This is a genomic window from Burkholderia sola (assembly GCF_905400185.1).
GTDB classification, from domain to species: Bacteria; Pseudomonadota; Gammaproteobacteria; order Burkholderiales; family Burkholderiaceae; genus Burkholderia; species Burkholderia sola.
The window spans coordinates 2095477-2120568 of sequence record NZ_FR989676.1 but is presented as its reverse complement, the minus strand read 5'-3'; the positions used below and the strand labels follow the sequence as shown (position 1 = coordinate 2120568).

Sequence of the window (25092 nt, the reverse complement as noted above, 5' to 3'; positions counted from 1 at the left end):
AACGTGAGTACACCGGCATCGATCACCCCGCCCAGCATGAAAGCCGCCGTCTGGCATGGCCGCCACGACATCCGCGTCGAACAGGTTCCCGTTCCGGAGCGCCCGCCCGCAGGCTGGGTCACGATCCGCGTGCACTGGTGCGGCATCTGCGGCTCCGACCTGCACGAATACGTCGCCGGGCCTGTGTTCATCCCGGTCGACGCGCCGCATCCGCTGACCGGCCTGAAAGGCCAGTGCATCCTCGGCCACGAGTTCAGCGGCGAGATCGCCGAACTCGGTGCGGGCGTGTCGGGCTTCGCGGTCGGCGACCGCGTGACGGCCGACGCGTGCCAGCATTGCGGCACCTGCTGGTACTGTCGGCACGGGCTGTACAACATCTGCGAGAACCTCGCGTTCACCGGGCTGATGAACGACGGCGCGTTCGCCGAATACGTGAACGTGCCGGCCGAACTGCTGTACAAGCTCCCCGATAATTTCCCGACCGAGGCCGGCGCGCTGATCGAACCGCTCGCGGTCGGGCTGCATGCGGTGAAGAAAGCCGGCAACATCGTCGGGCAGACCGTCGTCGTGGTCGGCGCGGGCACGATCGGCCTGTGCACGATCATGTGCGCGAAGGCCGCGGGCGCGGGGCGCGTGATCGCGCTGGAGATGTCGGCCGCGCGCAAGCAGAAGGCGCTGGAGGTCGGCGCGAGCGTCGTGATCGATCCGAAGACGTCCGACGCGATCGCGGAAGTCAGGGCGCTGACGGGCGGCTACGGCGCCGACGTGTCGTTCGAGTGCATCGGCCACACGACCACCGCGAAGCTCGCGATCGACGTGATCCGCAAGGCCGGCAAGTCGGTGATGGTCGGCATCTTCGAGGAACCGGCGCCGTTCAACTTCTTCGACATCGTGTCGACCGAGAAGGAAGTGATCGGCTCGCTCGCGTACAACGGCGAATTCGCGGACGTGATCCGCTTCATCGCGGACGGCCGCATCGACGTGCAGCCGCTCATCACCGGACGCATCGCGCTCGGCGACATCGTCACGCGCGGCTTCGAGGAACTGGTCAACCACAAGGACCGCAACGTGAAGATCATCGTCCAGCCGGCCGTCTCCTGACCGCACGGCATGCGCGGCCGCGGCGTCGATTCACGCCGCGCCGCGCAGGCTCGCGTACCGCCAACGCATCCCGATCGACGACGTGCCGCGACACGACACGACACCACGGCGCGATCGTGCAGGACGCCCCCGGCCCTGCTGCCGCGTGCGCCGATCAATCCGCCGGCCGCCGCACGCGAGTCCGGCGGATCGCCGTCGCGGCAGGCGACACCGCAACCGCGCACGATTCTTCGATATACTGGGCCGAACCCTTTTCGGGGCAACAAGGGCAACGGCGCCTTTCGCGCGTCCGCCCCGACCTGCGTGGACTAGCGCACCGTGAAACCGCGAGCCGGACTGATTCTCGAACTCTTCGTCAACCTCGTGCTGCCCTGGGTGGCCTATCGGGTCGCGCATCCGTATTTCGGCGAAACCGGCGCGCTGTACGCGTCGGCGGTTCCGCCGATCGTCTGGTCGATCGTCGAATTCATCCGCTCGCGCCGTGTCGACGCGGTGGCGGCCATCGTGCTGCTCGGCATCACGCTGTCGATCGTCGGGATGGCGTTCGGCGGCAGCCCGCGCACGCTGCTGATGCGCGAATCGATCGGGTCGGGCACGATCGGCATCGTGTTCCTGCTGTCGCTGTTCCGCGAACGCCCGCTGATCTACTATCTGGCCCGCGCCACCGTGGCCCGCGAGATGGACGGCGGCGCCGCACACTTCGAAGCCGTCTGGGACGCGCAGCCGGGCCTGCGGCAGATGCTGCGGCTGATGACGTTCGTGTGGGGCGCCATCATGACGATCGAGATGCTGCTGCGCTGGTGGATGGTCGTCAACTGGCCGGTCGAGCGCGTGCTCGTCGTGTCGCCGGTCATGGGCTATACGGTGTTTGCCTGCCTGCTGCTGTGGACGTTCTGGTACCGACGGCGGATGCGCGTGCGCAACAGCGTCGACATCCCCGGCCGCAGCGGCGTCACCGAGACGGCCGGCCGCTGACACGCGGCTGGCCCGTTGCCCGGCGGCATGTCACGGCGCCTGCTGTATGATGCGCGGCGTCTCGTCCGCCGATTCGTTTCCCGTCATGTCCCTTTCGCTCCTTCCGTGTGCCACGATCTGGATCGCCCTGTTCGCGGCCGCCGCATTCGCATGGCATCGCCCGCTGCACGGCCTGAGCATCGGCCTCGCCGCGCTCGGCTATGCGGGCGCGCTGGCGTTCGGCCAGCTTGCGCCGATCACGCTGGCGCCGTTCGCGCTGCTGATCGCGGCCGGCTGGGGCGTGCTGCCCGGGCGCCCGCTCGCGGTGCGCATCGCCGCGCACGTCGTCTTTGCCGCGCTCGCGATCGCGCTGAGCCTGCACCTGATTCCCGGCTTCCATAATCCGCGCGTGATCGGGCCGATCCGCTTCACGCCGGACGCCGTGCCGTTCACGATGTACCTGAATTTCGACAAGCCGCTCGTCGGCCTGTGGCTGCTGTGGATGCTGCCGTGGGTCGCCCCCGACGTCGCGCTGTCGCGCGCGCTGCGCACCGGCGTCGTGGCGGCCGTCGCGACGGCTGCCGCGTGCCTGGTCGGCGCGCTCGCGTTCGGGATGGTCGGCTGGGCGCCCAAATGGCCGCCGTCCGGCTGGCTGTGGCTCGCGAACAACCTGTTGCTGGTGACGCTCGCCGAGGAAGCGCTGTTCCGCGGCTACGTGCAAGGCGGGCTGACCCGCGTGCTCCGCGCCTGGTCATGGGGCCCGTGGGTCGCGCTCGCGGCCGGCGCGGTGCTGTTCGGCGCCGCGCATGCGGCCGGCGGCTGGCCATGGATCGTGCTGGGCACGGTGGCCGGCGTCGGCTACGGGCTCGCGTGGCGGCGCGGCGGCCTGCTCGCCGCCGCGCTCGCGCATGCGGGGCTGAACGTCGTGCACTTCGGCCTGTTCACCTATCCAATGCTCGCTACCGCGCGGTGATCGCGCCGACGCCTGTGTCGCCCGCGCCGCCGCTCAGTTGAACCCGGCCACCGCGTGCGGCACGTACGGGCGTTCGAGCGTGGCGATCTCGTCGTCGGTCAGCTTCAGCGCGAGCGCGCCGAGCGCATCGTCCAGTTGCCGCGGCTTCGAAATGCCGACGATCGGCGCGGTCACGCCGCGCTTTTGCGCGACCCACGCGAGCGCGACCTGCGCCCGCGGCACGTTGCGCGCGGCGGCGATCGCCGCGACGGCCTCGACGACCGCCTTGTCGGCGTCGGCCGTCGCGTCGTAGAGCCGCTGGCCAACGTCGTCCTTCTGCTGCCGTTCCGACGACTCGTCCCAGTTGCGCGTCAGGCGCCCGCGTGCGAGCGGGCTCCACGGGATCACCGCGATGCGTTCGTCCTCGCACAGCGGCAGCATTTCGCGCTCTTCCTCGCGATACAGCAGGTTCAGGTGGTTCTGCATGCTGACGAAGCGGGTCCAGCCGTTCTGCTTGGACGTGTGCAACGCCTTAGCGAACTGCCACGCGAACATCGACGACGCGCCGATATAGCGCGCCTTGCCGGCCTTCACGACGTCGTGCAGCGCCTCGAGCGTCTCCTCGATCGGCGTGCCGTAGTCCCAGCGGTGAATCTGGTAGAGGTCGACGTAGTCGGTGCCGAGCCGCTTCAGGCTCTGGTCGATGTCGGTCATGATCGCCTTGCGCGACAGGCCGGCGCCGTTCGGCCCCGGCCGCATCCGGTAGAACACCTTCGTCGCGATCACGACGTCGTCGCGCTTCGTGAAATCGCGCAGCGCGCGGCCGACGATCTCCTCGGACGTCCCGTCCGAATACATGTTCGCGGTGTCGAAGAAGTTGATGCCGGCCTCGACCGCGCGCTGGATGATCGGGCGGCTTTCCGCTTCCGGCAGCGTCCACGGGTGCGTGCCGCGCAACGGCTCGCCGAATGTCATGCAGCCCAGCACCAGCTTCGACACATCCAGCCCGGTCGACCCGAATTTCACGTATTCCATTGCACGCCTCGCCACTCAAGTTGGGGGTTGCGGCCGGATGCGCGCCGCGCATCCGCCAGACGTTGCATGGTATCCCGCATGCCGCGAACGCGTATGACCGCGCGCCGCATGCAGGCTGCGTGAAAGGACGGACCTCGAAGGACGAACCGGAAGGCCCCGGTTACTTGGCCTGGTCGGCGATCGGCTGCAGGAACGCGGAGAAGCCGGTCAGCATGATCTGCACGCCGATGCACAGCAGCAGGAACGCCGACACGCGCTTCGCGACCTTGGTCCCTTCGCTACCGAGGTAGCGCGCGAGCAGCGCGGAGCGGCTGTAGACCTGCCAGATCACGAGCGCGACGAGCACGGACACGGCGATCGACACGATGCTCGACAGCATGAATTCCGACAGCTTGTGCGTGCGGTTCGCGTTCAGCGCGATCGCGGTCGCGATCGAGCCGGGGCCGACCGTCAGCGGCACCGTCAACGGGAAGAACGCGCGCGTCATGATCGCGTTCGCGTCGATCGGCTTGACCGGCGTGTCGCCGCCACCCGGACCGTCCGGTTCGTTCAGCATCTGCCAGCCGGCGACGGCAACCGCGAAGCCGCCGCCGATCCGCAGCGCTTCCATCGAGATCCCGAAGAAATGCAGCACCGGCGTGCCGGCGAAGAACGCGACCATCAGCACGACGAACGCATTGAACGCGACCTTCCGCGCGAGCAGATCCCGTTCGTGCGCGGTAAGCGCCTCGGTTCGTTCGAGAAACAGGAACGCGATACCGATCGGATTGATGATGCCGATCAGGCCGGTAAAGCCGAACAGGATCTCGGAGACAAGGCGATTGACGATCATCGTGCGAAGCATCGGTCGGGACGGGGCCGGCAGCGCGCCGGGGGTCACGCATTGTAGTGCAAGCGCCCGCGCCCGAGATGCAAAATGCGGCCGGCCCGGTTCCGCCGTCGATCGTCGTGAAAGTTCGTCGCGCGGCCTTATTCGGTGCCCGTCTCCCACGCCGGCGGCCGCTTCGCGAAGAAGGCCGCGAAGCCTTCCTTCGCCTCCGGCGTCGCTCGCACGCGGGAGATCGTCTGCGCGGTGAACGCCGTGCGTTCGTCCGACGGCGGATACTCGCCGATCGCATCGAAAAAGCGCTTGATCTCCATCAGCGCGTGCGGGCCGTTGCGGCCGAGTTCCGAAAGCGTCCGCTCGAGTGCGTCGTCGAGCGCATCGAGCGGCACGGCCTGATGGATCAGGCCGATCGCGACGGCCTCGGCGGCCGCGAGCTGCGTCGCGGTCAACGCAAGCCGGCGCGCCTGACGCTGGCCGACCGCCTCGACCAGATACGGGCCGATCACGGCCGGCAGGATTCCGAAGCGCGCCTCACTGACCGAAAAACGCGCGTGGTCGCTCGCGATCACGATATCGCACGCCGCGCACAGGCCCACGCCGCCGCCGAACGCGTGGCCCTGCACGCGTGCGACCGTCGGTTTCGGGCACTGCCGGATCGCGCGCATCATCGCGGCGAACCGCTCGGCGTCACGCAGGTTCGCGGCGGCGTCGTTCGCGCTCGCGCGCTGCATCCACTGCAGGTCGGCGCCCGCGCAAAATGCGCGGCCATCCGAACGCAGCACGATCGCGCGTACGTCGTCGCGCCGGCCGAGCGTCGCGAACGCGTCGGTCAGCTCCGCGATCATCGTCTCGTCGAACGCGTTCAGCACGTCGCCGCGCTGCAGCGCGACGGTCGCGATGCCGCGCGCATCGACCGCGACGGCCAGGGTCTTCAATTCATCCATCGAACAGGTTTCCTCGGGTAGAACGGCACACATCGACATCAGGCGGCCTGGCGGCGATCGATCACGCGCCGCGCCTTGCCGGTCGCGGTCGCGGGGATACCACCGGCCGCCAGCACCGTCACGCCGGACGACACGCCGACCATCGTCTTGATCCGGTGCTGCAGCTCGCGCGCGAGCGCCGCGCGATCGCCATCGGTGACCGATGCCACCGCCTCGGAGCGCAATTCGACCGCGAGGTCGAGCCGGTCCATGTGACCGTCGCGCGACAGCGTGATCTGGAACTGGCCCGACAACTGCGGCAGCGCGACGACGATTTCCTCGATCTGGCTCGGGAACACGTTCACGCCGCGCACGATCAGCATGTCGTCGGAGCGGCCCGTGATCTTTGCGAGCCGGCGCATCGCGCGCGCGGTCGGCGGCAGCAGCGCGGTGAGATCGCGCGTGCGGTAGCGGATCACCGGCATCGCCTCCTTCGTCAGCGACGTGAACACGAGCTCGCCCTGGCTGCCGTCGGGCAGCACTTCGTCGGTGACGGGATCGATGATCTCCGGGTAGAAATGGTCTTCCCAGATCACCGGGCCATCCTTCGTCTCCACGCATTCGCACGCGACGCCCGGGCCCATCACTTCCGACAACCCGTAGATGTCGAGCGCGTCGATGCCCACGCGCGTCTCGACTTCATTGCGCAGCGCTTGCGTCCACGGCTCGGCGCCGAAGATGCCGATCTTCAGCGACGATTCGGCCGGGTCCATCCCCTGCCGCACCATCTCGTCGATCAGGTTCAGCATGTACGACGGCGTGACGAGGATGATCTTCGGCTCGAAATCGCGAATCAACTGCACCTGCTTCTCGGTCTGCCCGCCGGACATCGGCACGACCATGCAGCCGAGCCGCTCCGCGCCGTAGTGAATCCCGAGGCCGCCGGTGAACAGGCCGTAGCCGAACGCGTTGTGCAGCGTATCGCCCGGGCGGCCGCCGGCCGCGCGGATCGAGCGCGCGGTCACGTTCGCCCACGTGTCGATGTCGCGCGCCGTGTAGCCGACCACGGTCGGCTTGCCCGTCGTGCCGCTCGATGCATGCACGCGCACGACCTGCTCGCGCGGCACCGCGAAGAGGCCGAACGGATAGTTGTCGCGCAGGTCGCTCTTGGTCGAGAACGGGAATTTCGCGAGATCGGCGAGCGACTTCAGGTCGTCCGGATGCACACCCGCCGCATCGAACGTGCGCCGATAGTGCGGGACGTTGTCGTACGCGTGGCGCAGCGACCACTTGAGGCGCTCGAGCTGCAGCGCCTGCAGTTCGTCGCGGCTGGCGGTCTCGATCGGCTCGAGGGCGGCGGCGGGATGCGTCGGGTGAGTCATCGGGGTACTCCTCCAATGGAGTGATGTCGTTGTCGTGTTCGAGGTGACGCGGTGGTCACGACCGGAACGTGCGGCCGGCCGCGTGCAGCGCGGCAAGACGCGGCGACACGCGATAGCGGTCCTCGCCGTAGCTCGCCGCCAGGTTCGACAGCACGCGATGCACGCGGCCGATGCCGATCGCATCGGCCCATGCGAGCGGGCCGCACGGGTAGTTCACGCCCTTCTCCATCGCGAGATCGAGATCGGCCGGCGAGCACACGCCCTGGTTCACCGTGTCGGCCGCCTCGTTCGCGAGCATCGCGACGGTGCGCATCGCGACCATCCCCGGCACGTCCGCGATGCCGACGACGCGAAAGCCCGCGTGCTGGAACAGGCCGACCGCGTCCGCATACGCGGCGTCGCTGCACTGGAGCGCGCGCGTCAGCGCGACGAGCCCCGCCTGCGCGTAATCGCGCGCCAGGTCGACGAGCACGAGATCCGCCACGCCCGTCCGGGCGGCGCGCGCGGTCGCCGTACGGCCGTCGGTCAACGCGATCGACGCGCGGCCGGCCACGGCGAGCAGCGCGTCGGCATGCGCGTCGTGGCGCCGCGCGGTCGCGATGCGTTCGACGAAGCGCGCATGCAGCGCGGCGGCCGGGCCGTCCTGCGCGAACAGCGCGACGTCGGCCGGCGCGTCACGTGCAGGTTCGAGGTCGGGCGCGGGCGGCGTCGCGCCGTCCGCATACGAGTAGAAGCCGCGCCCGGACTTGCGCCCGAGAAAGCCCGCGTTCACGAGCTCCTGCTGGATCAGCGACGGCGTGTAGCGCGGATCGTTGAAGTACGCGCGGAACACCGACTCGGTCACCGCGAAGTTCACGTCGTGACCGATCAGGTCCATCAGCTCGAACGGCCCCATCCGGAAGCCGCCCGCTTCGCGCATCACCGCGTCGATCGTGGCCGGCGCGCCGCCCTGTTCGTTCAGCACGCGCAGCGCCTCCGCGTAATACGGCCGCGCGACGCGGTTCACGATGAAGCCCGGCGTCGATTTCGCCATCACCGGTTGCTTGCCCCACGCGGCGGCGGTCGCATGCAGCATCCACGCGACCTCGGGCGCGGTCGCGAGCCCGCAGACCACCTCGACGAGCGCCATCAGCGGCGCCGGGTTGAAGAAATGCAGGCCGGCGACGCGTTGCGGCACGCGCAGCCCGGCCGCGATCGACGTGATCGAGATCGACGACGTGTTGGTCGCCAGCACGCAGGCGTCGTCGACATGACGCTCGAGCGTCGCGAAGATTTCGCGCTTCACGTCGAGCCGTTCGGCCGCCGCCTCGACGATCAGCGCGGCGCCCGCGAAATCGGCCAGCGCGCGCACCGCGCGAATTCGGTTGCCGGCCGCGTCGGCCTGCGCCGGTTCGAGCCTGCCCTTCTCCGCGAGCCGCGCGAACTGCGCGCGGATGCCCGCCAGCGCCTTGTCGCAGGCCGCTTCGTTCAGGTCGTACAGCAGCACCGGATGGCCGGCCGCGGCCGCGACCTGCGCAATGCCCGCCCCCATCGCGCCGGCGCCGATCACGCCGACGACGGCCGACGGCGCCAGCGCGCCCGAATTCACCGAATGTGCAGAGGAAACAGCCATCGCTTGCGATCCGTCATGAAGTGGAAGTGCGAGCGATTATAAACCGACCGGTCGGTAGATTTATGTCAGGGCGAGCCCGAATGTGTCGTGCAAGACACCGTTACGGAAGCTGCAACGACAAAAAATCGACAGGCCGGGGCACTTTTTGTAAACCGAAAGGTCAATGTAATGATTCGAATATGAGATAGTGCCCCCCGATCGCCTGATAAAATTCGACAAATCGCCGGATTCCAGGGGAAACGCGTGTCGCGACATCACCGCCGTCCGTCGCTCCCTTTCGGGGTCGAATCGCGGCTCCGGCCCGCGCGTCGCCACGTGATGTTCGTCGCGCTGTCAGCGGGCAACCGCATCGAATCGTTTCATCCCGCGACGGGCTTCGGCCCGCCCGCGCCGTCGCCGCCTCGCGGCAGCGAACCCAGGGCGGCACCGCTGCGTGCCGCCACCCATCGGTTTCATCGTCCTCGTTCGGCGGATAGTACGGCCGGGCTTCGTCAACCCGTGACGGCGCGTCGCGCGCCGCCACTCGCATAAGGAATCCCTCATGCCGCTCTCGTCCAACCAGCTCCCGCGCTGGACCCTCTGGGCCCCGCTTGCCGCGTGGCTGGTACTCGCGCTGTCGCGCGTCGTGCCGGCCGAAGGCCTCGTCATCGCCGTGTTCGCCGCCGCGCTGGCCGGCGCCGTGTTCGCCGCCGTCCATCATGCGGAAGTCGTCGCGCACCGCGTCGGCGAACCGTTCGGCACGCTGGTGCTCGCGGTCGCCGTGACCGTCATCGAGGTCGCGCTGATCGTGTCGGTGATGCTCGGCGCCGGCCCGGAAAAATCGGGCCTCGCCCGCGACACCGTGTACGCCGCCGTGATGATCATCTGTAACGGCATCGTCGGCATCTGCCTGCTGGTCGGCGCATGGAAGCACGGCGAACAGGACTTCCAGGGGCGCGGCGCGAGCAAGGCGCTCGCGGTGCTCGCGTCGCTGTCGGTGCTGTCGCTCGTGATGCCGAACTACCTGAGCGCCGCGCCCGGCCCGTTCTTCTCGAAATCGCAGCTCGCGTTCGCCGGCGTCGCGTCGCTCGTGCTGTATGGCGCGTTCGTGTTCGTGCAGACCGTGCGCCACCGCGACTACTTCCTCGCCGCGCACGACAGCGCGGACGAAGCGGTGCATGCCGCCGCACCGAGCAACCGCACCGCGATCATCAGCATGGTGCTGCTGTTCGCGAGCCTCGTCGCGGTCGTGCTGCTCGCGAAGCTGCTGTCGCCGGCCGTCGAGCATGCGGTGCTGAAGCTCGGCGCGCCCGAAGCCGCGGTCGGTATCGTGATCGCCGCGCTCGTGCTGCTGCCGGAAGGGCTCGCGGCCGTCACCGCCGCGCGTGCGAACCGCCTGCAGACCAGCATGAACCTCGCGCTCGGTTCGGCCCTCGCGAGCATCGGGCTCACGATCCCGACCGTCGCCGCCGTATTCATCTGGGTCGGCCAGCCGCTCACGCTCGGGATCGGCGCGATGGAAACGGTCCTGCTGGCGCTCACGCTGCTGGTCAGCACGCTCACGCTGAGCCAGGGACGCACGACGGTGCTGCACGGCGTCGTGCACGTCGCGCTGTTCGCCGCTTATCTGTTCCTGTCGTTCACGCACTGACGTCCCGATGCGCGCGGCCCGGCGAATCCTCTCCGCCGGGCCGCGTGCACGTCTTCCCGTCCCTTCCGCCCTCCTTCGCTTCACGCCGCCGTCACCGGGTCGCAATCGCACAATGCGTCCGGATCGACAGCGCGTTACGTCGCGTCATCGCGCCGCGTATCGGCGTGGAATCCGTAGAGCGCAGCCGCGTTGTCCACCAGGATTGCGCGAGCCGTCGCGTCGTCGGCCGCGCAATCGCGCAGCCAGCCGAGCAGGCGCGCATCGTCGGGCACCGGCGATGCGTTCGGGTGCGGCCAGTTGCTGCCCCACACGCAGCGCGCCGAATGGCCGCGCGCGAGCACGGCGGCAAGACGCGCGACGTCGTCGTAGCCCGGCGCGCCGGATCGCGACGTCTCGTACGGCGCGGACAGCTTCACCCATGCGTGGCCGCGATCGAGCAGGCGGCGCAGTGCGAGGAAGGACGGCGCATCCGGTGCGACGGGCGTCAGGAATTTGCCCGTGTGATCGATCACCACGCGCGCCGGCAGCCGCGATAGCGCGTGTTCGATATCGCACAGCGTGCGACCGTCGAACTGCAGATCGATATGCCAGTCGAGCGGCGCGATCCGTGCGGCCATCCGCTCCAGATCGCCCCATTGCGCAGTGCCGCCCGCCAGCATCATGAACCGCACGCCGCGCATGCCGGCGGCATGCAGACGTTCCAGCTCGGCGTCCGGCACGTCGACCGGCAACGTCGCGACGCCACGCGAGCGCGAACCGAACGCGGCCAATGCGTCGAGCGTGCAGCGGTTGTCGAAGCCATAGCCGGTCGGCTGCACGACGACCACACGCGTGAGGCCGAGCGCCCCCTGCATGCGCCGATATGCATCGACCGGCGCATGGGGCGGCCGAAACGTCGCCGTCGGCGCGAGCGGATACGCATCGTCGTAGATATGGATATGGCAATCGCACGCATCCGGGAACCGCATGCCGTCTGCCCCGTCGCGCGTCATTGCAGCCCCTGGCCGACGGATGCGCTCGACCTGCGCCAGCGCGCGAGCCGCGTCGCCTGCATGGCGTTGACCGCGCCGTTCGGCACCCGTCCATCGAGCAGCGCGGCAAGCTGGTCGACCGTCTCCAGCGCCTGGTGTTCGATCGCCGGCAGCGTCAGTCCGCCGATGTGCGGGGTCGCGATGACGCGCGGATGCGCGGCAAGCGCGGGAGGCGGCATCTGGTCCGCCGCGCGGCCGACATCCAGCGCGCAGCCGGCGAGCCGGCCGCCGTCGAGCGCGTCCGCAAGCGCCTGCTCGTCGACGAGTTCGCCGCGCGACGCATTGATGAAATACGCGCCCGGCTTCATCGCGGCGAATGCCGCCGCATCGATCAGGTTCGCGGTGGCCGGCGTGGCCGGCGCAAGGCAGACGACGTAATCCGCGTCGCGCAGCAACGTTGCGAAATCGACCTGTTCAAGCGGCGGCGAGTCGATCCGCACGTAAGGATCGCTGACGAGCACACGCATCCCGAGCGCCGTCGCGATCGGTGCGAGATGACGCGCGATCTGCCCGTAGCCGATCAGGCCAAGCGTGCTGCCGCGCAGTTCGCGCCCCATCCTCGGCACCGGCGGTGCACCACGATGGTAGGCATCCGCGTAACCGCCGATTCCGCGCGCGAGGTCGATCATCGCGCCGACGACCCACTCGGCGACGGCCGGCCCGAAGCCGGGGCTCGCCTGCGTGACCAGCACGCCGAACGCGCTCGCCGCGGCGACGTCGATCGTGCGGATGTCGACCGCGCAACGCAGGAACGCGGCGAGTGCGGGCAGCCCCGCGAACAGTTCGCGAGGCGCGGGGGTCTGCCGGTACGCGATGATCGCGTCGCATCCCTGCGCGGCGGCAATCAGTTCGTCCGTACCGAGTTCGCGATCGTGCGGGTTGCAGGTGACGTCCGCGAGCGCGCCCAGCGCGCGCAACGCCTTGGCGCCGAAGTAGTGGTCGATCATCCCGGTCGGATGCGTGACGTAGACGCGCGTCATGCTTGACCTCCGCTCGTACCGGCCGCATCCGGCGGCGGCGGCGCGACCGATGCGCGCTCGACGAGCGTCACGTCCGCGAACACGCATTGCCCTGGTGCGGACGGCGCGTCGCCCTCCTGCCGCATCACGCGCCGCACCATCTCGCCGGCCATTTCGGTGACCGGCAGTTGCACCGTGGTCAGCGCCGGCCACGAGATCGCCGACAGGAAATGACCGTCCATCCCGATGACGGACACGTCGTCCGGCACCCGCAGCCCGCCGTCGCGCAGCCCGGCCATCAGACCGAGCGCGAACAGGTCGTTGACCGCGACGATACCGGTCGGCCGCGCCGGATCGGCCGCGAGCTCGGCGCCGAGCGCACGCCCGACATCGACGATCACCGAGTCGCCGTATTCGTTCGCGGGGCCGCCGTCGAGCACGCGGGCCTGCATGGCGCCGCCCGCCTCGCTTGCCGCGGCGAAAAACCCGCGGATCTTGTCGCTGCGGCTCACGGTGATGCCGGCCACGGTCGCGAACGCGAGCCGCGTATGACCCGCGTCGACGAGGCGGCGCGTCGCGAGCCGCGCGGCCGCCTCGTTGTCGGCCGTCACGTGATCGACCTTCGATTGCTCGCCGGGCGTCGCGCGACGGTCGTAGCTGACGACCGTCATCCCGCGTTCGGCCGCGCGCTCGAGGTGGCTTTCGTCGGCGAGCGACGAGATCACGATCACGCGCCGCACGCCATGCGCGTAGAGATCGTCGAAGAACGACGCCTCCTTGCGCGCATCGCGGTACGTGTTGCCGATCAGCACGCGATGACCATACCGTTCCTGCGCGCAGGCCTCGACTTCGCGTGCGATGTAGCCGTACATCGGGTTCGCCATCGACGGCACCAGCAGCCCGACGAGCGGCGTCTGCCCCGTCTTGAGCTGGCGCGCGAGCGTGCTCGGCCGGTACTGCAGCGCATCCATCGCCGCCTTCACGCGCTCGAGCGTTGCCGGCTTCATCTGGTCGGTGCGTCCGTTGAGCACGTTCGAAACCGTGCTGACCGAAACGGCCGCATGACGGGCCACGTCCTGAATCGTACTCATGTCGTCTTGCATGGAACGGGCTACAGGCCGAAATGGGCCGGCAGCCACAACGAAAACGCCGGAGCGAAGATCAGCGCCACGAGGGCGGCGAACAGCACCAGCAGGTATTTCACCATCGGCCGGGCCACGCGGCCGACCTCGGTGCCCGTGATCGCGCACGTCGTGAACAGCCCGAGCCCGACCGGCGGCGCGAACAGCCCGAACCCCATCGCCACCACCACGACCGTGCCGAAATGCAGCGGATGGATGCCGAGCTGCAGCGCGATCGGCGCGAGCAGCGGCCCGAAGATGATCAGCGCGGGCGCGCCTTCGAGCACGGCGCCGAACACGATCATCAGCAGCGCCGACAGCAGCAGGAACATCGTCGCGCCGTACTGATGGGCAAACGCCGTCATTGTGCCCGAGACGAGGGCCGGAATCTGCTCGATCGACAGCGCGAACGACACGCTCGACGCCGCCGCGACGATGAACAGGATGCCGCTCGCCATCGACGCGGCGCGCACGAATACGCGGCCGACCGAGCGCCACGTCAGTTCGCGGAACGCGAGCCAGCCCACGACGAGCGCATAGACCACCGCGAACGCGGACACTTCGGTCGACGTCGCGATCCCCGACGTCATGCCCTTGCCGATCATCGCAACCATGACCAGCGCGACGAGCGCGCCGCCCGCGAGCGGCAGCCACGCGCGACGCTCGCCGAATACCTCGGCCACGTCGATCTTGCGTCCGGTGATCACCGTCACGACCGCGAGCGACGCGGCGAGCACGGCCGCCGGCACGATCCCCGCGACGAACAGCCCGGCGATCGAGATGTTCGCGACGAAGCCCATGATGATCATGTTCACGCACGGCGGAATCGTCTCGGCCATCACCGCGCTGCATGCGAGCAGCGCGGCGGTTTCGTTCGGGTCCTGCCGCGCGCGGCGCACGGCCGGCATCACGACGCCGCCCACCGCCGCGATATCGGCCAGCTTCGAGCCCGACACGCCGGAAAAGCAGGCCGTCGCGAAGATCACGATCAGGCCGAGCCCGCCCCGCACGCGTCCGAACATCCGCAGCAGCAATTCGACGAGCCGCGCCGACATCCCGTTGGACTCCATCAGCAGCCCCGCCAGCACGAAGAACGGCACCGCGAGCAGCACGAAGTGATCGGCCCCCGCCATCACCTGTTGCGAGTAGACGAGCAGCGGCAGCGTCGGATCCGCGAGGAAATACAGCAGCGCCGAAAACGCCAGCACGAATCCGATCGGCACGCCGAGCACCAGCCCGCCGACGAAGCCCGCGACGAGCAGCGTGCCGGGCGCGACCGCATGCGCGGGCCACAGCGCGTTCCAGCCGTAGACGGCGGCCGCGAGCGCCGCACAGCACGCGAACGTGCCGATCACCCGGCGGCGCGGCGCGTTCAGCGCATTGGCGAGCGCGAATACCGTCATGAACAGCGCGCCGAACATCATCGGATACCCGTTGATCCAGCCCGGCAAGCCGCCCGTCGTCATCTGGTCGTACGAATCCGCGAGCAACTGGCTCGACGACACCAGCAGGTTCAGCGCAACGGCCGCCACGATCCAGTGGCCGGCCTGGGTCAACGCGCCCTGCCAGCGTGCGGGCAGCAGGCCGCGAAACACGTCGATGCCGACATGCTGGCTGCGCCCGAGCACCGTCGCCGCGCCGAAGAACACCAGCACGATCATCAGCGCGCTCGCCACTTCTTCGGCCCAGTCGACCGGGTCGTGCAGGAAATAGCGGAACACGACCGACACGAACACGACGAGCACGTCGACGGCGAGCACCGCGGCCGACAGGATCTCGATCCAGCGCAGCACCGCATCCAGCACGCGGGCGGCGCGATGCGCCGGGCGGCCTGCGGCGGGCGCCGGCGCGGCGCCCGAGACGGAATGCATGTCCATCGCTCAACCCCGCGCGGCGGCGATCGCCGGAAAGAGCGGCGCAGTGGCCGGATACTGCTTCGCGAACGCCACATACAGGCGGTCTTGCATCGTCTGCCGCAGCGCCGCGTGCTCGCCCTCGGCCAGCGGGTGAAACGCCATGCCGCGCTGCTTCAGCGCCTGCTCCGCCTGCGCGGCCTTCTGCGCAGCAATCGCGCGCTGCTGCACGGTCGCATCGGCCACCGCGCGGTCGAACGCCGGCCGCAGGTTGGCCGGAATCCGGTCGAGCGCACGTCGCCCCATCACGACGGTCATCGCCGCGAATACGTGGTGCGATTGCCAGCACGACTTCACGATCTCGTCGAAACGGCTCGCGAGCACCGTGGCGGGATCGTGTTCGAGGCCGTCGACGACGCCCGTCTGCACAGCCATGTACAGCTCGCCGAACGGGATCGGCGTCGGCACCGCGCCCATCGCCTTGAAGGTATCCATGCACGCGGGCGTCGGCAGCACGCGCAGCTTCGTCCCCTTCAGCCCGGGCAGCGCCGTCACCGGCTGCTTCGTGAATACGCAGCGTCCGCCGAAATGCGAGCCCCAGGTCAGCACCGAGCAACCCGCGCGCTTTTGCAGCAGCGCGTTCAGGCTCGTGCCGACCGGGCCGTCGAGCGCCTTCGCGACGTGCGCGTAGCTGTCGAACAGGTAGCCGAGATCGAGCATCCCGAGCTCCGGTGCGATCGTGGCCCAGATCGACGAACCCGCGATCATCATGTCGATCGCGCCGATCTTGACCTGCTGCACGACGTCGCTTTCCTTGCCGAGCTGGCTGTTCGGAAAGTAGTCGACCCGAATCGCCTCGCCGACGCTCGCCTTCAGGTTCGCGGCGAGACGCTGGTACCACACGTAGTGCGCGGCGTTCTGGTCGGCCGGCATCGACGACGAGCAGCGCAGCGTGACCGCCGGCTGCTGCGCGCGCACGGTCTCCGGCAAGCTGCCCGCGGCCGCGAGCGTGGTGGCGGACACCGTCTGCAGAAAGCGCCGCCGGGTATAGGTACTCATGAGCCGTCTCCTTTGCGAGTGCGTCTCGCGACGCAACTGTATCGATTTAGTGTATCGATACAGTAATACGACGACCGATGAGAGAAAAATGAGGGTTTCCCCTGTCCGGGGTGAAATGATGGGTGGTATACGGGTGGGTTCCGGCGCAATTTTGGATGAAAGATCGCCGTTTCTCGTGCGTTTCAGACGTCGCCGAAATAATTCGAACCTACGGACCGAATCATCAGACGACAGACTTTTGAAGGCTGAAGGACGCCCCGCTCATGCGAGCGGGCGCCGCTAAACGCCCGCGTCGTCCGGGCAGCCGGTCAGAAACCGCTCGACCATCGCGTTGAACAACGGCAGCGCCGGATTGTCGTTGTCCGTGCGCCATGCGAGATACAACTCGGCCGCCACGTTCGCGCCCGCGAGCGGCCGGAACACCACGCCGTCCACATGAAGCTCGCGCGCCGACGCCGGCACCAGCGCCGCGCCGAGCCCCGCGCGCACGAGGCCGAGGATCGTATGCGTCTGGCCGACGTAGTGCAGGTAGTTCGGCAACCGCCCGGCGCCTGCGAACATCCCCGAGATCATGTCGTGGAAATACTTGCCCTCGTTCGGCGAATACGCGATGAACGGCTGTCGGTCGAGCTCGTCGGGGCCGAGTTGCGCGTAGGCCGCGAGCGGCGCGCCTTCCGCGACCGCGACGAGCATCGGTTCGCGCTGCACGAGCCGGTATTCGAGCGGCTGGCGCGCGGCGCGCTGGCGGACGAAACCCGCGTCGAGCATCCGCGACGCGAGCGCGTCGATCTGCACGGTCGACACCATCTCGCGCAATTCGACGTCGACGTCCGGCAACGCATGCGCGGCATGCGCGAGCAGCACCGGGATCATCCGGTACGCACTGACGGCCGTGAAACCGAGCGTGATGCGCCCGGCCCCGCCGTGCGCGACGCGCTGCGCGGCCTGCTCGGCGCGCGCGGAGAATTCGAGGATGTGCCGCGCGTCGCGCAGGAAGCGCTCGCCGGCCGCGGTCAGGCTGACCTGCCGGCTGCTGCGCTCGAGCAGCGCAATGCCGAGCGCGTGCTCGAGCAACTGGATTTGCCGGCTGAGCGGCGGCTGGGTCATGAAGAGCCGCCTGGCCGCCCGGCCGAAATGCAGTTCCTCGGCAACCGCGACGAAGCAGCGAAGCTGGTGTAGTTCAATCATTCAAATCTTGAATCAATCGATAGTCTTTTGATGTTAGACCGATATCGATGCGATTTCTATACTCGGTTCCACCTGATGCGCGGCCTACGTCGCGCACGACGACCGAGACTTTCATGACCATCGACATCCTGCTGACGCAGCCGCTCCCCGACACCATCGACGCCGAACTGTCCGCCCGTTACACCGTGCATCGACTGTATGCGGCCGAGCAACCGGACGCGCTGCTCGATCGCGTGGCGCCGCGCATTCGCGGCGTCGTGACCGGCGGCGCGAACGGCCTGTCCGCCGCACTGATGGACCGGCTCGCCGCGCTCGAGATCGTCGCGATCAGCGGCATCGGCACCGACGCGGTCGATCTCGACCGCGCGCGGGCGCGCGGCATCCACGTGACGACCACCCCGGACGTGCTGACCGACGACGTCGCCGACATGGCGCTCGGGCTGATCCTGATGACGCTGCGCGACCTCGGCGCCGGCGAGCGGATCGTGCGCACCGGCCGCTGGGGCAAGACGGCCCAGCCGCTCGCGACGCAGGTCACGGGCAAGCGGCTCGGCATCGTCGGGCTCGGTCGCGTCGGGCGCGCGATCGCACAGCGCGCGCAGGCGTTCCGGATGCCCGTCAGTTACTTCGGCCCGCGCGAGCATCGCGACAGCGGCTATCGCTTCGTGCCCGACCTCGCCGCGCTCGCGCGCGACAGCGACGTGCTCGTGATCGCGGCGTCGGCCGATCACGGCAACGTGATCGTGACGGCCGACGTGCTCGCCGCGCTCGGCCCCAAAGGATTCCTGATCAATGTCGCGCGCGGCAAGCTGGTCGACGAGGCCGCGCTCGTGCGCGCGTTGGCCGACGGCACGATCGCCGGCGCCGGGCTGGACGTATTCGCGAACGAACCGCACGTGCCGGCCGCGCTGCTCGAACTCGATCGCGTGGTCGTGCAGCCGCACCGCGCGAGCGCCACGCACGAAACGCGCGAGGCAATGGGCCGCATCGTGCTCGCGAACCTCGCCGCGTGCTTCGCGGGCCAGCGCCCGCCGACCAGCGTCACGCGCTGAGCGCGGCACGCCCCTTCCCGTTACAACACCGATGCCTTCGCACGACGAAGGCCAGGAGACACGCATGTCCAATCGATCCAGCGGCGCTGCGCTCGCCGCATCGTCCGCCGCGTCGCGCACGATCGGCCGCGTCCGTTATGCGGTCCTCGCGCTGATTTTCGCGGTCACCGTCATCAATTATGCGGACCGCGCGACGATGTCGATCGCCGGCACCGGCGTCGCGCACGACCTCGGACTCACGCCCGTCCAGCTCGGCATCGTCTTTTCGGCGTTCGCGTGGGCCTATGCGATCGGCCAGATTCCGGGCGGCTGGCTGCTCGATCGCTTCGGCGCGCGGCGCGTGTACGGCCTGAGCCTGTTGCTGTGGTCGATATTCACGATGCTGCAGGGCACGGTCGGCGGGTTCGCCGTGCAGGGCGCGGCCGCGACGCTCGCGCTGTTCGTGATGCGCTTCATGCTCGGCCTGGTCGAATCGCCGGCGTTCCCGGCCAATTCGCGGATCGTCGCCTGCTGGTTCCCGACGGCCGAGCGCGGCACCGCGTCCGCGCTGTTCAATTCCGCGCAATACATGGCCGTCGTGCTGTTCACGCCGGCGATGGCGTGGCTCACGCATGCGCTCGGCTGGGAACACGTATTCCTGTGGATGGGGCTGCTCGGCATCGCGCTCGCCGCACTGTGGTTCGCGTGGTATCGCGAACCGCACGGCCACCCGCGCATGACCGACGCGGAGCGCGACTACCTGCGCGCCCACGGCGCGCTCGTCGATCTCGAGGCGAACCGCGTGCGCGAGCGGCCGCGCGCGTCGTGGCGCGACGTGTCGCAACTGTTCCGCCACCGGAACCTGTGGGCGATCTACATCGGCCAGTACTGCATCACGGCCCTCACCTACTTCTTCATCACGTGGTTCCCGATCTATCTGATCAAGGGGCGCGGGATGACGATCATGGAAGCCGGCTGGGTCGCCGCGCTGCCGGCGATCTGCGGGTTCACGGGCGGCGTGCTCGGCGGCCTGCTGTCGGACTGGCTGATCCGGCGCGGCATGCATCCGTCGCGGGCGCGCAAGACGCCGTTCGTCGCGGGGATGGCGATGGCGACGCTGCTCGTGCTCGCGAACGGCGCATCGTCGAACGCGGTCGTGATCGCGCTGATGACGATCGCGTTCTTCGGCAAGGGACTCGCGGCGGTCGGCTGGGCCGTGCTCGCCGACACGGCGCCGGAAGGCATGGTCGGGCTGAGCGGCGGTGTCTTCAATGGTCTCGGCAACATCGCCGGGATCGTCACGCCGCTCGTGATCGGCTACTTCGTCGCGAGCACGGGTTCGTTCGCCGGCGCGTTGTGGTTCGTCGCCGCGCACGGGCTGATCGGCATTGCCGCGTACACGTGGCTCGCGGGCCGCTTCGAGCGGATCCGCATCGCGCCGGCCGCATGAACGTCGCGGCCGTGCGACGGCGCACCGTTACGCGCGCTGACGGCCGGCTGGCGCGTGCTCGGTCGTCAGCCGGTCGAGTTCGCGCAGATCGTTCTCCAGCGCGGGCGTGAGCGTCGTGCGCAGGTGATCGAGGAAGGTGCGGATCTTCGCATCGAGATAACGGCGCGTCGCATAGACGGCATAGACGCTCACCGTCTGCAGCCGGTATTCGGGCAGCACGCGGATCAGGCGCCCTTCGCGGATATCGTCGAGCACCGTATACAGCGCCACGCACGCGATCCCGCGTCCGGCACGCACCGCGACGCACAGCGCATCCGGCACGTTGACCTGGAATGGCGCCGGCTGCAGCGCGTAGACGGTCTCCTCGCCGTCGCTGCGTTCGAGCCGCCATTCGCCGGCCGGCGACGCGGGCGTGTCGAGGCGCAGACATACGTGGTTCGGCAGCTCGTCGGGCGTCTGCGGCGTGCCGTGCCGCGCCAGGTATTCGCGCGACGCGACCAGCACGCTGCAGCTCGTGCCGCAGGTCTGCGCGACATAGCCGGAATCGGGCAACTGCGACGCGGTCACGATCGACACGTCATAGCCCTCCTCGACCAGATTCGGCATCCGCTGCGCGAGCGTCAGCTCGACCGACACGTCGGGGTTGTCCGCCTGGTAGCGCACGATCGACGACACGACATGACTCTGCCCGAGCCCCGTCATCGCATGGATGCGCATCTTGCCGCTCGGCCGCAGCAGCGCGTTGCGCGCCTCCGCGTTCGCGTAGTCGAGTTCCGCGAGGATCGATTTCGCGCGCTCGAAATAGCGTTCGCCGCTTTCGGTCAGGCCGAGGTGGCGGGTCGTGCGATGCAGCAGGCGCGTCTGTACGTGGGCTTCGAGGTTCGAGACCGCGCGCGACACCTGCGCGGTGGTCGCGTCGATTTCCTTCGCGACCGCAGTAAAACTGCCGGCTTCGACAACGCGCACGAACAGGCGCATGTTTTCGAGCATGTCCATTGAATTGGCTTGGGGAGAGTCGGTGGGGAGGCGTCGGCGGCGCTCGCGTCAGAGGGGCAACGGAACGCGGCCGCGAACCGCGTCGAATCGATCACCGTGCCGGGGAGAAGGCGGGAGAGCGGGCATCGAGGACAGGGTTTTGGCATGACGGGGGAATTGACTGCGCCGAATTGTACGCCGCTGCAGACAAATTTGCGCGGTGATGCGCGCGCAAGCTCTCATGCGATGAAAGGATTTTGCAAGACTTGTACGTCGTGCGCGTGCAACGGCGTGATGCGGCGCGGCAATTTATATCACAACACGATATAATTCGACGCTTGTCACCGCGCCCCGGCGCCGTCCTTTTGCCGCTCACCATCCATGTCGTCAGGCTCCTCCCCGTCGCGCCGCACGTTGCGGCAATGGCTGCACAGTTTCATTCCCCATCCGATGACCCTCGGCTGGCGCGAGCGCCTGCGCGCGTGCGCCGGCGCGCTCGTGGGCATTGCGACGGTCGGCGTCACGATGCGGCTGCTGCCCGGCGTGCCGGGCCTCGTGCCGCTGCTCGTCGCGCCGATGGGTGCGTCGGCCGTGCTGCTGTTCGCGGTGCCGGCGAGCCCGCTCGCACAGCCTTGGTCGATCGTCGGCGGCAATCTCGTCGCGGCGACCGTCGGCGTCGCGTGCGCGCAATGGATCGCCGATCCGATCACGGCCGCCGCGGTCGCCATTGCCTGCGCGATCGGCGGCATGTTCGCGCTGCGCTGCGTGCACCCGCCGTCGGGCGCCGTCGCGCTCACCGCGGTGGTCGGCGGCCCGGCGATTCATTCGCTCGGCTTCGGCTTCGTGCTGCAGCCGATCGCGCTGCAATCGGCGATCCTGCTGTCGGCCGCGCTCCTCTACCACGCGCTGACCGGGCACCGCTACCCGCACGGCGGCGTGCGCCCCGAAGCGAAACCGCAGGCGGGCGCCGCACCGGCGCGCGGCGGCTTCACGCGCGACGACCTCGATGCGGTACTGAAGCGCCGCAGCGAATGGCTCGACGTCGATCCGGACGATCTCGAAACGCTGCTGCGCGAAACGGAAATGCAGGCTTATACGCGCACGTTCGGCCAGTTGAAGTGCGCCGACCTGATGACGAAGCATGCGATCGAGGTCGCGCCGTCGACGTCGGTCACGGCCGCGCTCACGCTGCTCGACCGCCACCGCGTGAAGGCGCTGCCCGTGGTCGACGGCGAAGGCCGCCTCATCGGCATCGTCACGCGCGCCGACCTCACGCGCCAGTTGCGCCATCCGGCCCCGCTGTGGCAGCGCCTGTCCGCGCGGCTGCCGCAATCGTTCGGCGGCCAGCCCGCGAGCGTCGCGTCGGTAATGACGCGCGACGTCGCGTCGGTGCCGGAAACGATGCCGATCACCGCGCTCGTGCCGCTGTTCACGCATTCGGGCCACCACCATATTCCGGTCGTCGATGCATCACGCCGGCTCGTCGGCATCATTACGCAGACGGATCTCGTCACGGGCCTTTATCAGCAGACCCAAATGCTCGAAGCCGCGTAGCGCGCACCACATGTAGCCGCCGGCGGAACGCGGAATGCAGCCAATCCGACCGATTTCGGCCATTTATATCACATTGTGATATATTAATCGTCACCGTAACCGACTGCCCGAATGACCTCGATGACCGATACCCGACGCGCACTGACGAAAAGCGATTTCCAGCAACTGTCCGAGTTCCGCTACCAGATGCGCCGCTTCGAGCGCTTCTCCGAACGCGCCGCGCAAAGCGAAGGCGTGACGCCGCTGCAATACCTGCTGCTGCTGCACATCAAGGGTTATCCGCATCGCGAATGGGCGACCATCGGCGAACTCGCGGAACGCCTGCAGGCGCAGCACCACGGCGTCGTCGCGCTGGTGACGCGCTGCGAAGCACTCGGGCTCGTGAAGCGCAAGCCGAGCGAAGCCGACCGCCGCCAGGTCGAAGTCCACCTCGAGCCGGCCGGCGAAACGCTGCTTGCCCGTCTCGCGGCCATGCATCGTGCCGAGCTGAAGTCGCTCAAGGGCACGTTCCTGGTTCCCCAGATCGATTACTGACCCTTGCCACTCCGATGAACGCACCACACAAACGCGATTTCTCGACCAACGAACGCCTGCCCAGGATCGCGTTGCTCGCCGCCGGGATCGGCCTGCTCAGCACGCTCGCCGCATTCGTGCTGTTGAGCCTGATCCGCCTGTTCACGAACCTGTTCTTCTTCCAGCAACTGTCGTTCGCCGACCATTCGCCCGCGAACAACACGCTCGGCGCCTGGGTGATCGCGGTCCCGGTGATCGGCGGGCTGATCGTCGGCTTGATGGCGCGTTTCGGTTCGGAGAAGATCCGCGGCCACGGCATTCCCGAAGCGATCGAGGCGATCCTGTTCGGCAAGAGCCGGATGTCGCCGAAGGTCGCGATCCTCAAGCCGCTGTCGTCCGGCGTCGTGATCGGCAGCGGCGGCCCGTTCGGCGCCGAAGGCCCGATCATCATGACGGGCGGCGCGCTCGGCTCGCTGATCGCGCAATGCGTGCACGTGACCGCCGCCGAGCGCAAGACGCTGCTCGTCGCCGGTGCGGCCGCCGGCATGACGGCCGTGTTCGGCACGCCGGTGGCCGCCGTGCTGCTCGCGGTCGAACTGCTGCTGTTCGAATGGCGTCCGCGCAGTTTCCTGCCGGTCGCGCTCGCATGCGCGGTGGCCGGCTTCGCACGCGCGGTGTTCTTCGGCGTCGATCCGCTGTTTCCGCTGACGACGGCCGCGCCGACGCCCGTCGCGCTGCTGTCGTGCATCGTCGCGGGCCTGCTGTCGGGCATGCTCGCGTGCGGCCTGTCGGCGGCGCTCTATCGCGTCGAAGACGCATTCGCGAAGCTGCCCGTGCACTGGATGTGGTGGCCGGCGCTCGGCGCGATCGTGATCGGCGTCGGCGGCTGGCTCGAGCCGCGCGCGCTCGGCGTCGGCTACGACGTGATCGGCGACCTGCTGCACCAGCACATCGCGCTGAAGATCGCGCTCGCGCTGCTGATCGTGAAGGCCGTGATGTGGGTGATCGCGCTCGGCTCGGGCACGTCGGGCGGTGTGCTTGCCCCGCTGCTGATGCTCGGCGCCGGTCTCGGCACCGTGCTGTCGCCGGTGTTGCCGGGCGGCGATCCGGCGTTGTGGCCGCTCGTGTGCATGGCCGCGACGCTCGGCGCGACGCTCGGCGCCCCGCTCACCGCGATCGTGTTCGCGTTCGGCCTCACGCACGACGCCAACGCGCTGCTGCCGCTGCTTGCGGCGACGCTCGTCGCGCACGGCTTCGCGACCATCGTGATGAAGCGCTCGATCATGACGGAGAAAATCGCACGTCGCGGCTATCACATCTATCGCGAATACGGCGTCGATCCGCTCGAACGGCATGACATCGGCGAAGTGATGACGTCGGCCGATCGGCTCGTCGCGATCGACGGCGCAACGACGCTCGATACCGTCGAAGCGCAATACTTCGGCGCGAGGCAGACGCACCGCGCGTATCCGGTCGTGCAGCACGGGCGACTGCTCGGCCTCGTCGATCGCGCGATGCTCGATGCGCAGCGCGCGCAAGCCGGCGCCGACACGCCGATCTCGGACGCGTTCGCCAACCGCGCACCGGCCGTCGCGCTGGCGCACGAAACGTGCCGCGTCGTCGCGTCTCGCCTCGCGATGCTCGGCCTCGAACGCCTGCCGGTGGTCGCCGACGAACAATCGCTGCGCGTCACGGGCATCGTGTCGCGCAGCGACCTGATCAAGCCGGCGCTCCAGCACTTCGACGACGAACAGAAGCGCGAGCGCTTCCGTCCGGTCGTTCCGGTCAACCTGCGCGACGTCGGCTCGCGCAAGGCCAGCTGACACAAACCGCATGCGGGGCGTTCGCCCGGCCGCGCATCGCTTCCCCGCCGCCTTCCTGCGTTTAAAGTTGGTTAACAATTCGGCAGACGAAAGTTTGTCATCATGGTGCTCATGCGACGG

The 25092-nt window shown here is 68.7% G+C and carries 21 protein-coding genes; 9 read left to right on the top strand and 12 right to left on the bottom strand.

Annotation, left to right across the window (positions count from 1 at the left end; translation table 11 throughout):
• Window positions 1-36 precede the first annotated feature (36 nt).
• The 3 genes from KR541_RS25960 to KR541_RS25950 all read left to right on the top strand — a co-directional run bounded on the left by KR541_RS25960 (window position 37) and on the right by KR541_RS25950 (window position 3028).
• Window positions 37-1101 carry a 2,3-butanediol dehydrogenase gene (locus tag KR541_RS25960; protein WP_050012761.1) on the top strand — a complete coding sequence of 355 codons (1065 nt, stop codon included), beginning with the start codon at window positions 37-39 and terminating at the stop codon, window positions 1099-1101.
• 318 nt (window positions 1102-1419) lie between these two features.
• The gene (locus KR541_RS25955; protein WP_050012762.1) at window positions 1420-2076 is read left to right on the top strand and encodes a VC0807 family protein; all 657 of its coding nucleotides are present in this window, start codon (window positions 1420-1422) and stop codon (window positions 2074-2076) included.
• Window positions 2077-2161: 85 nt separating this feature from the next.
• On the top strand, window positions 2162-3028 hold the full coding sequence (locus KR541_RS25950; RefSeq protein ID WP_050012870.1) for a CPBP family intramembrane glutamic endopeptidase: 867 nt from the start codon (window positions 2162-2164) through the stop codon (window positions 3026-3028).
• Window positions 3029-3061: 33 nt separating this feature from the next.
• On the opposite strand, the gene KR541_RS25945 is transcribed toward KR541_RS25950, so the two are convergent.
• The 5 genes from KR541_RS25945 to KR541_RS25925 form a co-directional block, all read right to left on the bottom strand.
• Window positions 3062-4042 (bottom strand): aldo/keto reductase, encoded by a 981-nt coding sequence (locus KR541_RS25945; RefSeq protein ID WP_050012763.1) that lies wholly within the window; start codon window positions 4040-4042, stop codon window positions 3062-3064.
• Between the two features lie 160 nt (window positions 4043-4202).
• Window positions 4203-4874, bottom strand: a complete 672-nt coding sequence (locus KR541_RS25940) for a MarC family protein (RefSeq protein WP_027780810.1) — start codon at window positions 4872-4874, stop codon at window positions 4203-4205.
• A 137-nt stretch (window positions 4875-5011) separates the two neighbouring features.
• Window positions 5012-5812, bottom strand: a complete 801-nt coding sequence (locus KR541_RS25935; protein ID WP_050012764.1) for an enoyl-CoA hydratase-related protein — start codon at window positions 5810-5812, stop codon at window positions 5012-5014.
• Between the two features lie 38 nt (window positions 5813-5850).
• Window positions 5851-7173, bottom strand: coding sequence for a phenylacetate--CoA ligase PaaK (gene paaK / locus KR541_RS25930; RefSeq protein WP_050012765.1), 1323 nt, complete (start codon window positions 7171-7173; stop codon window positions 5851-5853).
• 55 nt (window positions 7174-7228) lie between these two features.
• On the bottom strand, window positions 7229-8785 hold the full coding sequence (locus tag KR541_RS25925; RefSeq protein ID WP_050012766.1) for a 3-hydroxyacyl-CoA dehydrogenase: 1557 nt from the start codon (window positions 8783-8785) through the stop codon (window positions 7229-7231).
• Window positions 8786-9326: 541 nt separating this feature from the next.
• Between KR541_RS25925 and KR541_RS25920 the strand changes: the two genes are divergently transcribed.
• A complete protein-coding gene (locus tag KR541_RS25920; protein WP_124631091.1) occupies window positions 9327-10415 on the top strand; it encodes a calcium:cation antiporter in 1089 nt (362 codons plus the stop codon).
• 134 nt (window positions 10416-10549) lie between these two features.
• Here KR541_RS25920 and KR541_RS25915 read toward each other — a convergent pair whose 3' ends face one another.
• The 6 genes from KR541_RS25915 to KR541_RS25890 all read right to left on the bottom strand — a co-directional run bounded on the left by KR541_RS25915 (window position 10550) and on the right by KR541_RS25890 (window position 17626).
• Window positions 10550-11407, bottom strand: a complete 858-nt coding sequence (locus KR541_RS25915; RefSeq protein WP_216089887.1) for an amidohydrolase family protein — start codon at window positions 11405-11407, stop codon at window positions 10550-10552.
• Window positions 11404-12426, bottom strand: coding sequence for an NAD(P)-dependent oxidoreductase (locus KR541_RS25910; protein ID WP_089489424.1), 1023 nt, complete (start codon window positions 12424-12426; stop codon window positions 11404-11406). The genes KR541_RS25915 and KR541_RS25910 overlap by 4 nt, the downstream gene beginning before the upstream one ends.
• Window positions 12423-13508: a LacI family DNA-binding transcriptional regulator gene (locus KR541_RS25905; RefSeq protein ID WP_050012770.1), complete on the bottom strand. Its 1086-nt coding sequence runs from the start codon at window positions 13506-13508 to the stop codon at window positions 12423-12425. The genes KR541_RS25910 and KR541_RS25905 overlap by 4 nt, the downstream gene beginning before the upstream one ends.
• 8 nt (window positions 13509-13516) lie before the next feature.
• A complete protein-coding gene (locus KR541_RS25900; RefSeq protein WP_216089886.1) occupies window positions 13517-15403 on the bottom strand; it encodes a TRAP transporter large permease in 1887 nt (628 codons plus the stop codon).
• 3 nt (window positions 15404-15406) lie between these two features.
• Complete coding sequence (locus KR541_RS25895; protein WP_216089885.1) at window positions 15407-16438, bottom strand: TRAP transporter substrate-binding protein; 1032 nt, start codon at window positions 16436-16438, stop codon at window positions 15407-15409.
• A 279-nt stretch (window positions 16439-16717) separates the two neighbouring features.
• Window positions 16718-17626, bottom strand: a complete 909-nt coding sequence (locus KR541_RS25890; RefSeq protein WP_050012772.1) for a LysR family transcriptional regulator — start codon at window positions 17624-17626, stop codon at window positions 16718-16720.
• Window positions 17627-17739: 113 nt separating this feature from the next.
• Between KR541_RS25890 and KR541_RS25885 the strand changes: the two genes are divergently transcribed.
• Together KR541_RS25885 and KR541_RS25880 are read left to right on the top strand one after the other, a co-directional pair.
• Window positions 17740-18678, top strand: coding sequence for a 2-hydroxyacid dehydrogenase (locus KR541_RS25885; protein ID WP_089489426.1), 939 nt, complete (start codon window positions 17740-17742; stop codon window positions 18676-18678).
• Window positions 18679-18742: 64 nt separating this feature from the next.
• Entirely contained in the window at window positions 18743-20107 is a 1365-nt protein-coding gene (locus KR541_RS25880) for an MFS transporter (protein WP_050012774.1), read from the top strand.
• 27 nt (window positions 20108-20134) lie between these two features.
• On the opposite strand, the gene KR541_RS25875 is transcribed toward KR541_RS25880, so the two are convergent.
• Window positions 20135-21103 (bottom strand): LysR family transcriptional regulator, encoded by a 969-nt coding sequence (locus KR541_RS25875; RefSeq protein WP_050012775.1) that lies wholly within the window; start codon window positions 21101-21103, stop codon window positions 20135-20137.
• Between the two features lie 360 nt (window positions 21104-21463).
• On the opposite strand from KR541_RS25875, the gene KR541_RS25870 reads away from it, so the two are divergent.
• The 3 genes from KR541_RS25870 to KR541_RS25860 all read left to right on the top strand — a co-directional run bounded on the left by KR541_RS25870 (window position 21464) and on the right by KR541_RS25860 (window position 24972).
• Window positions 21464-22636 carry an HPP family protein gene (locus KR541_RS25870; RefSeq protein ID WP_050012776.1) on the top strand — a complete coding sequence of 391 codons (1173 nt, stop codon included), beginning with the start codon at window positions 21464-21466 and terminating at the stop codon, window positions 22634-22636.
• Window positions 22637-22756: 120 nt separating this feature from the next.
• Window positions 22757-23170, top strand: coding sequence for a MarR family winged helix-turn-helix transcriptional regulator (locus tag KR541_RS25865; protein WP_050012872.1), 414 nt, complete (start codon window positions 22757-22759; stop codon window positions 23168-23170).
• Window positions 23171-23184: 14 nt separating this feature from the next.
• The gene (locus KR541_RS25860; protein WP_050012777.1) at window positions 23185-24972 is read left to right on the top strand and encodes a chloride channel protein; all 1788 of its coding nucleotides are present in this window, start codon (window positions 23185-23187) and stop codon (window positions 24970-24972) included.
• Window positions 24973-25092 lie beyond the last annotated feature (120 nt).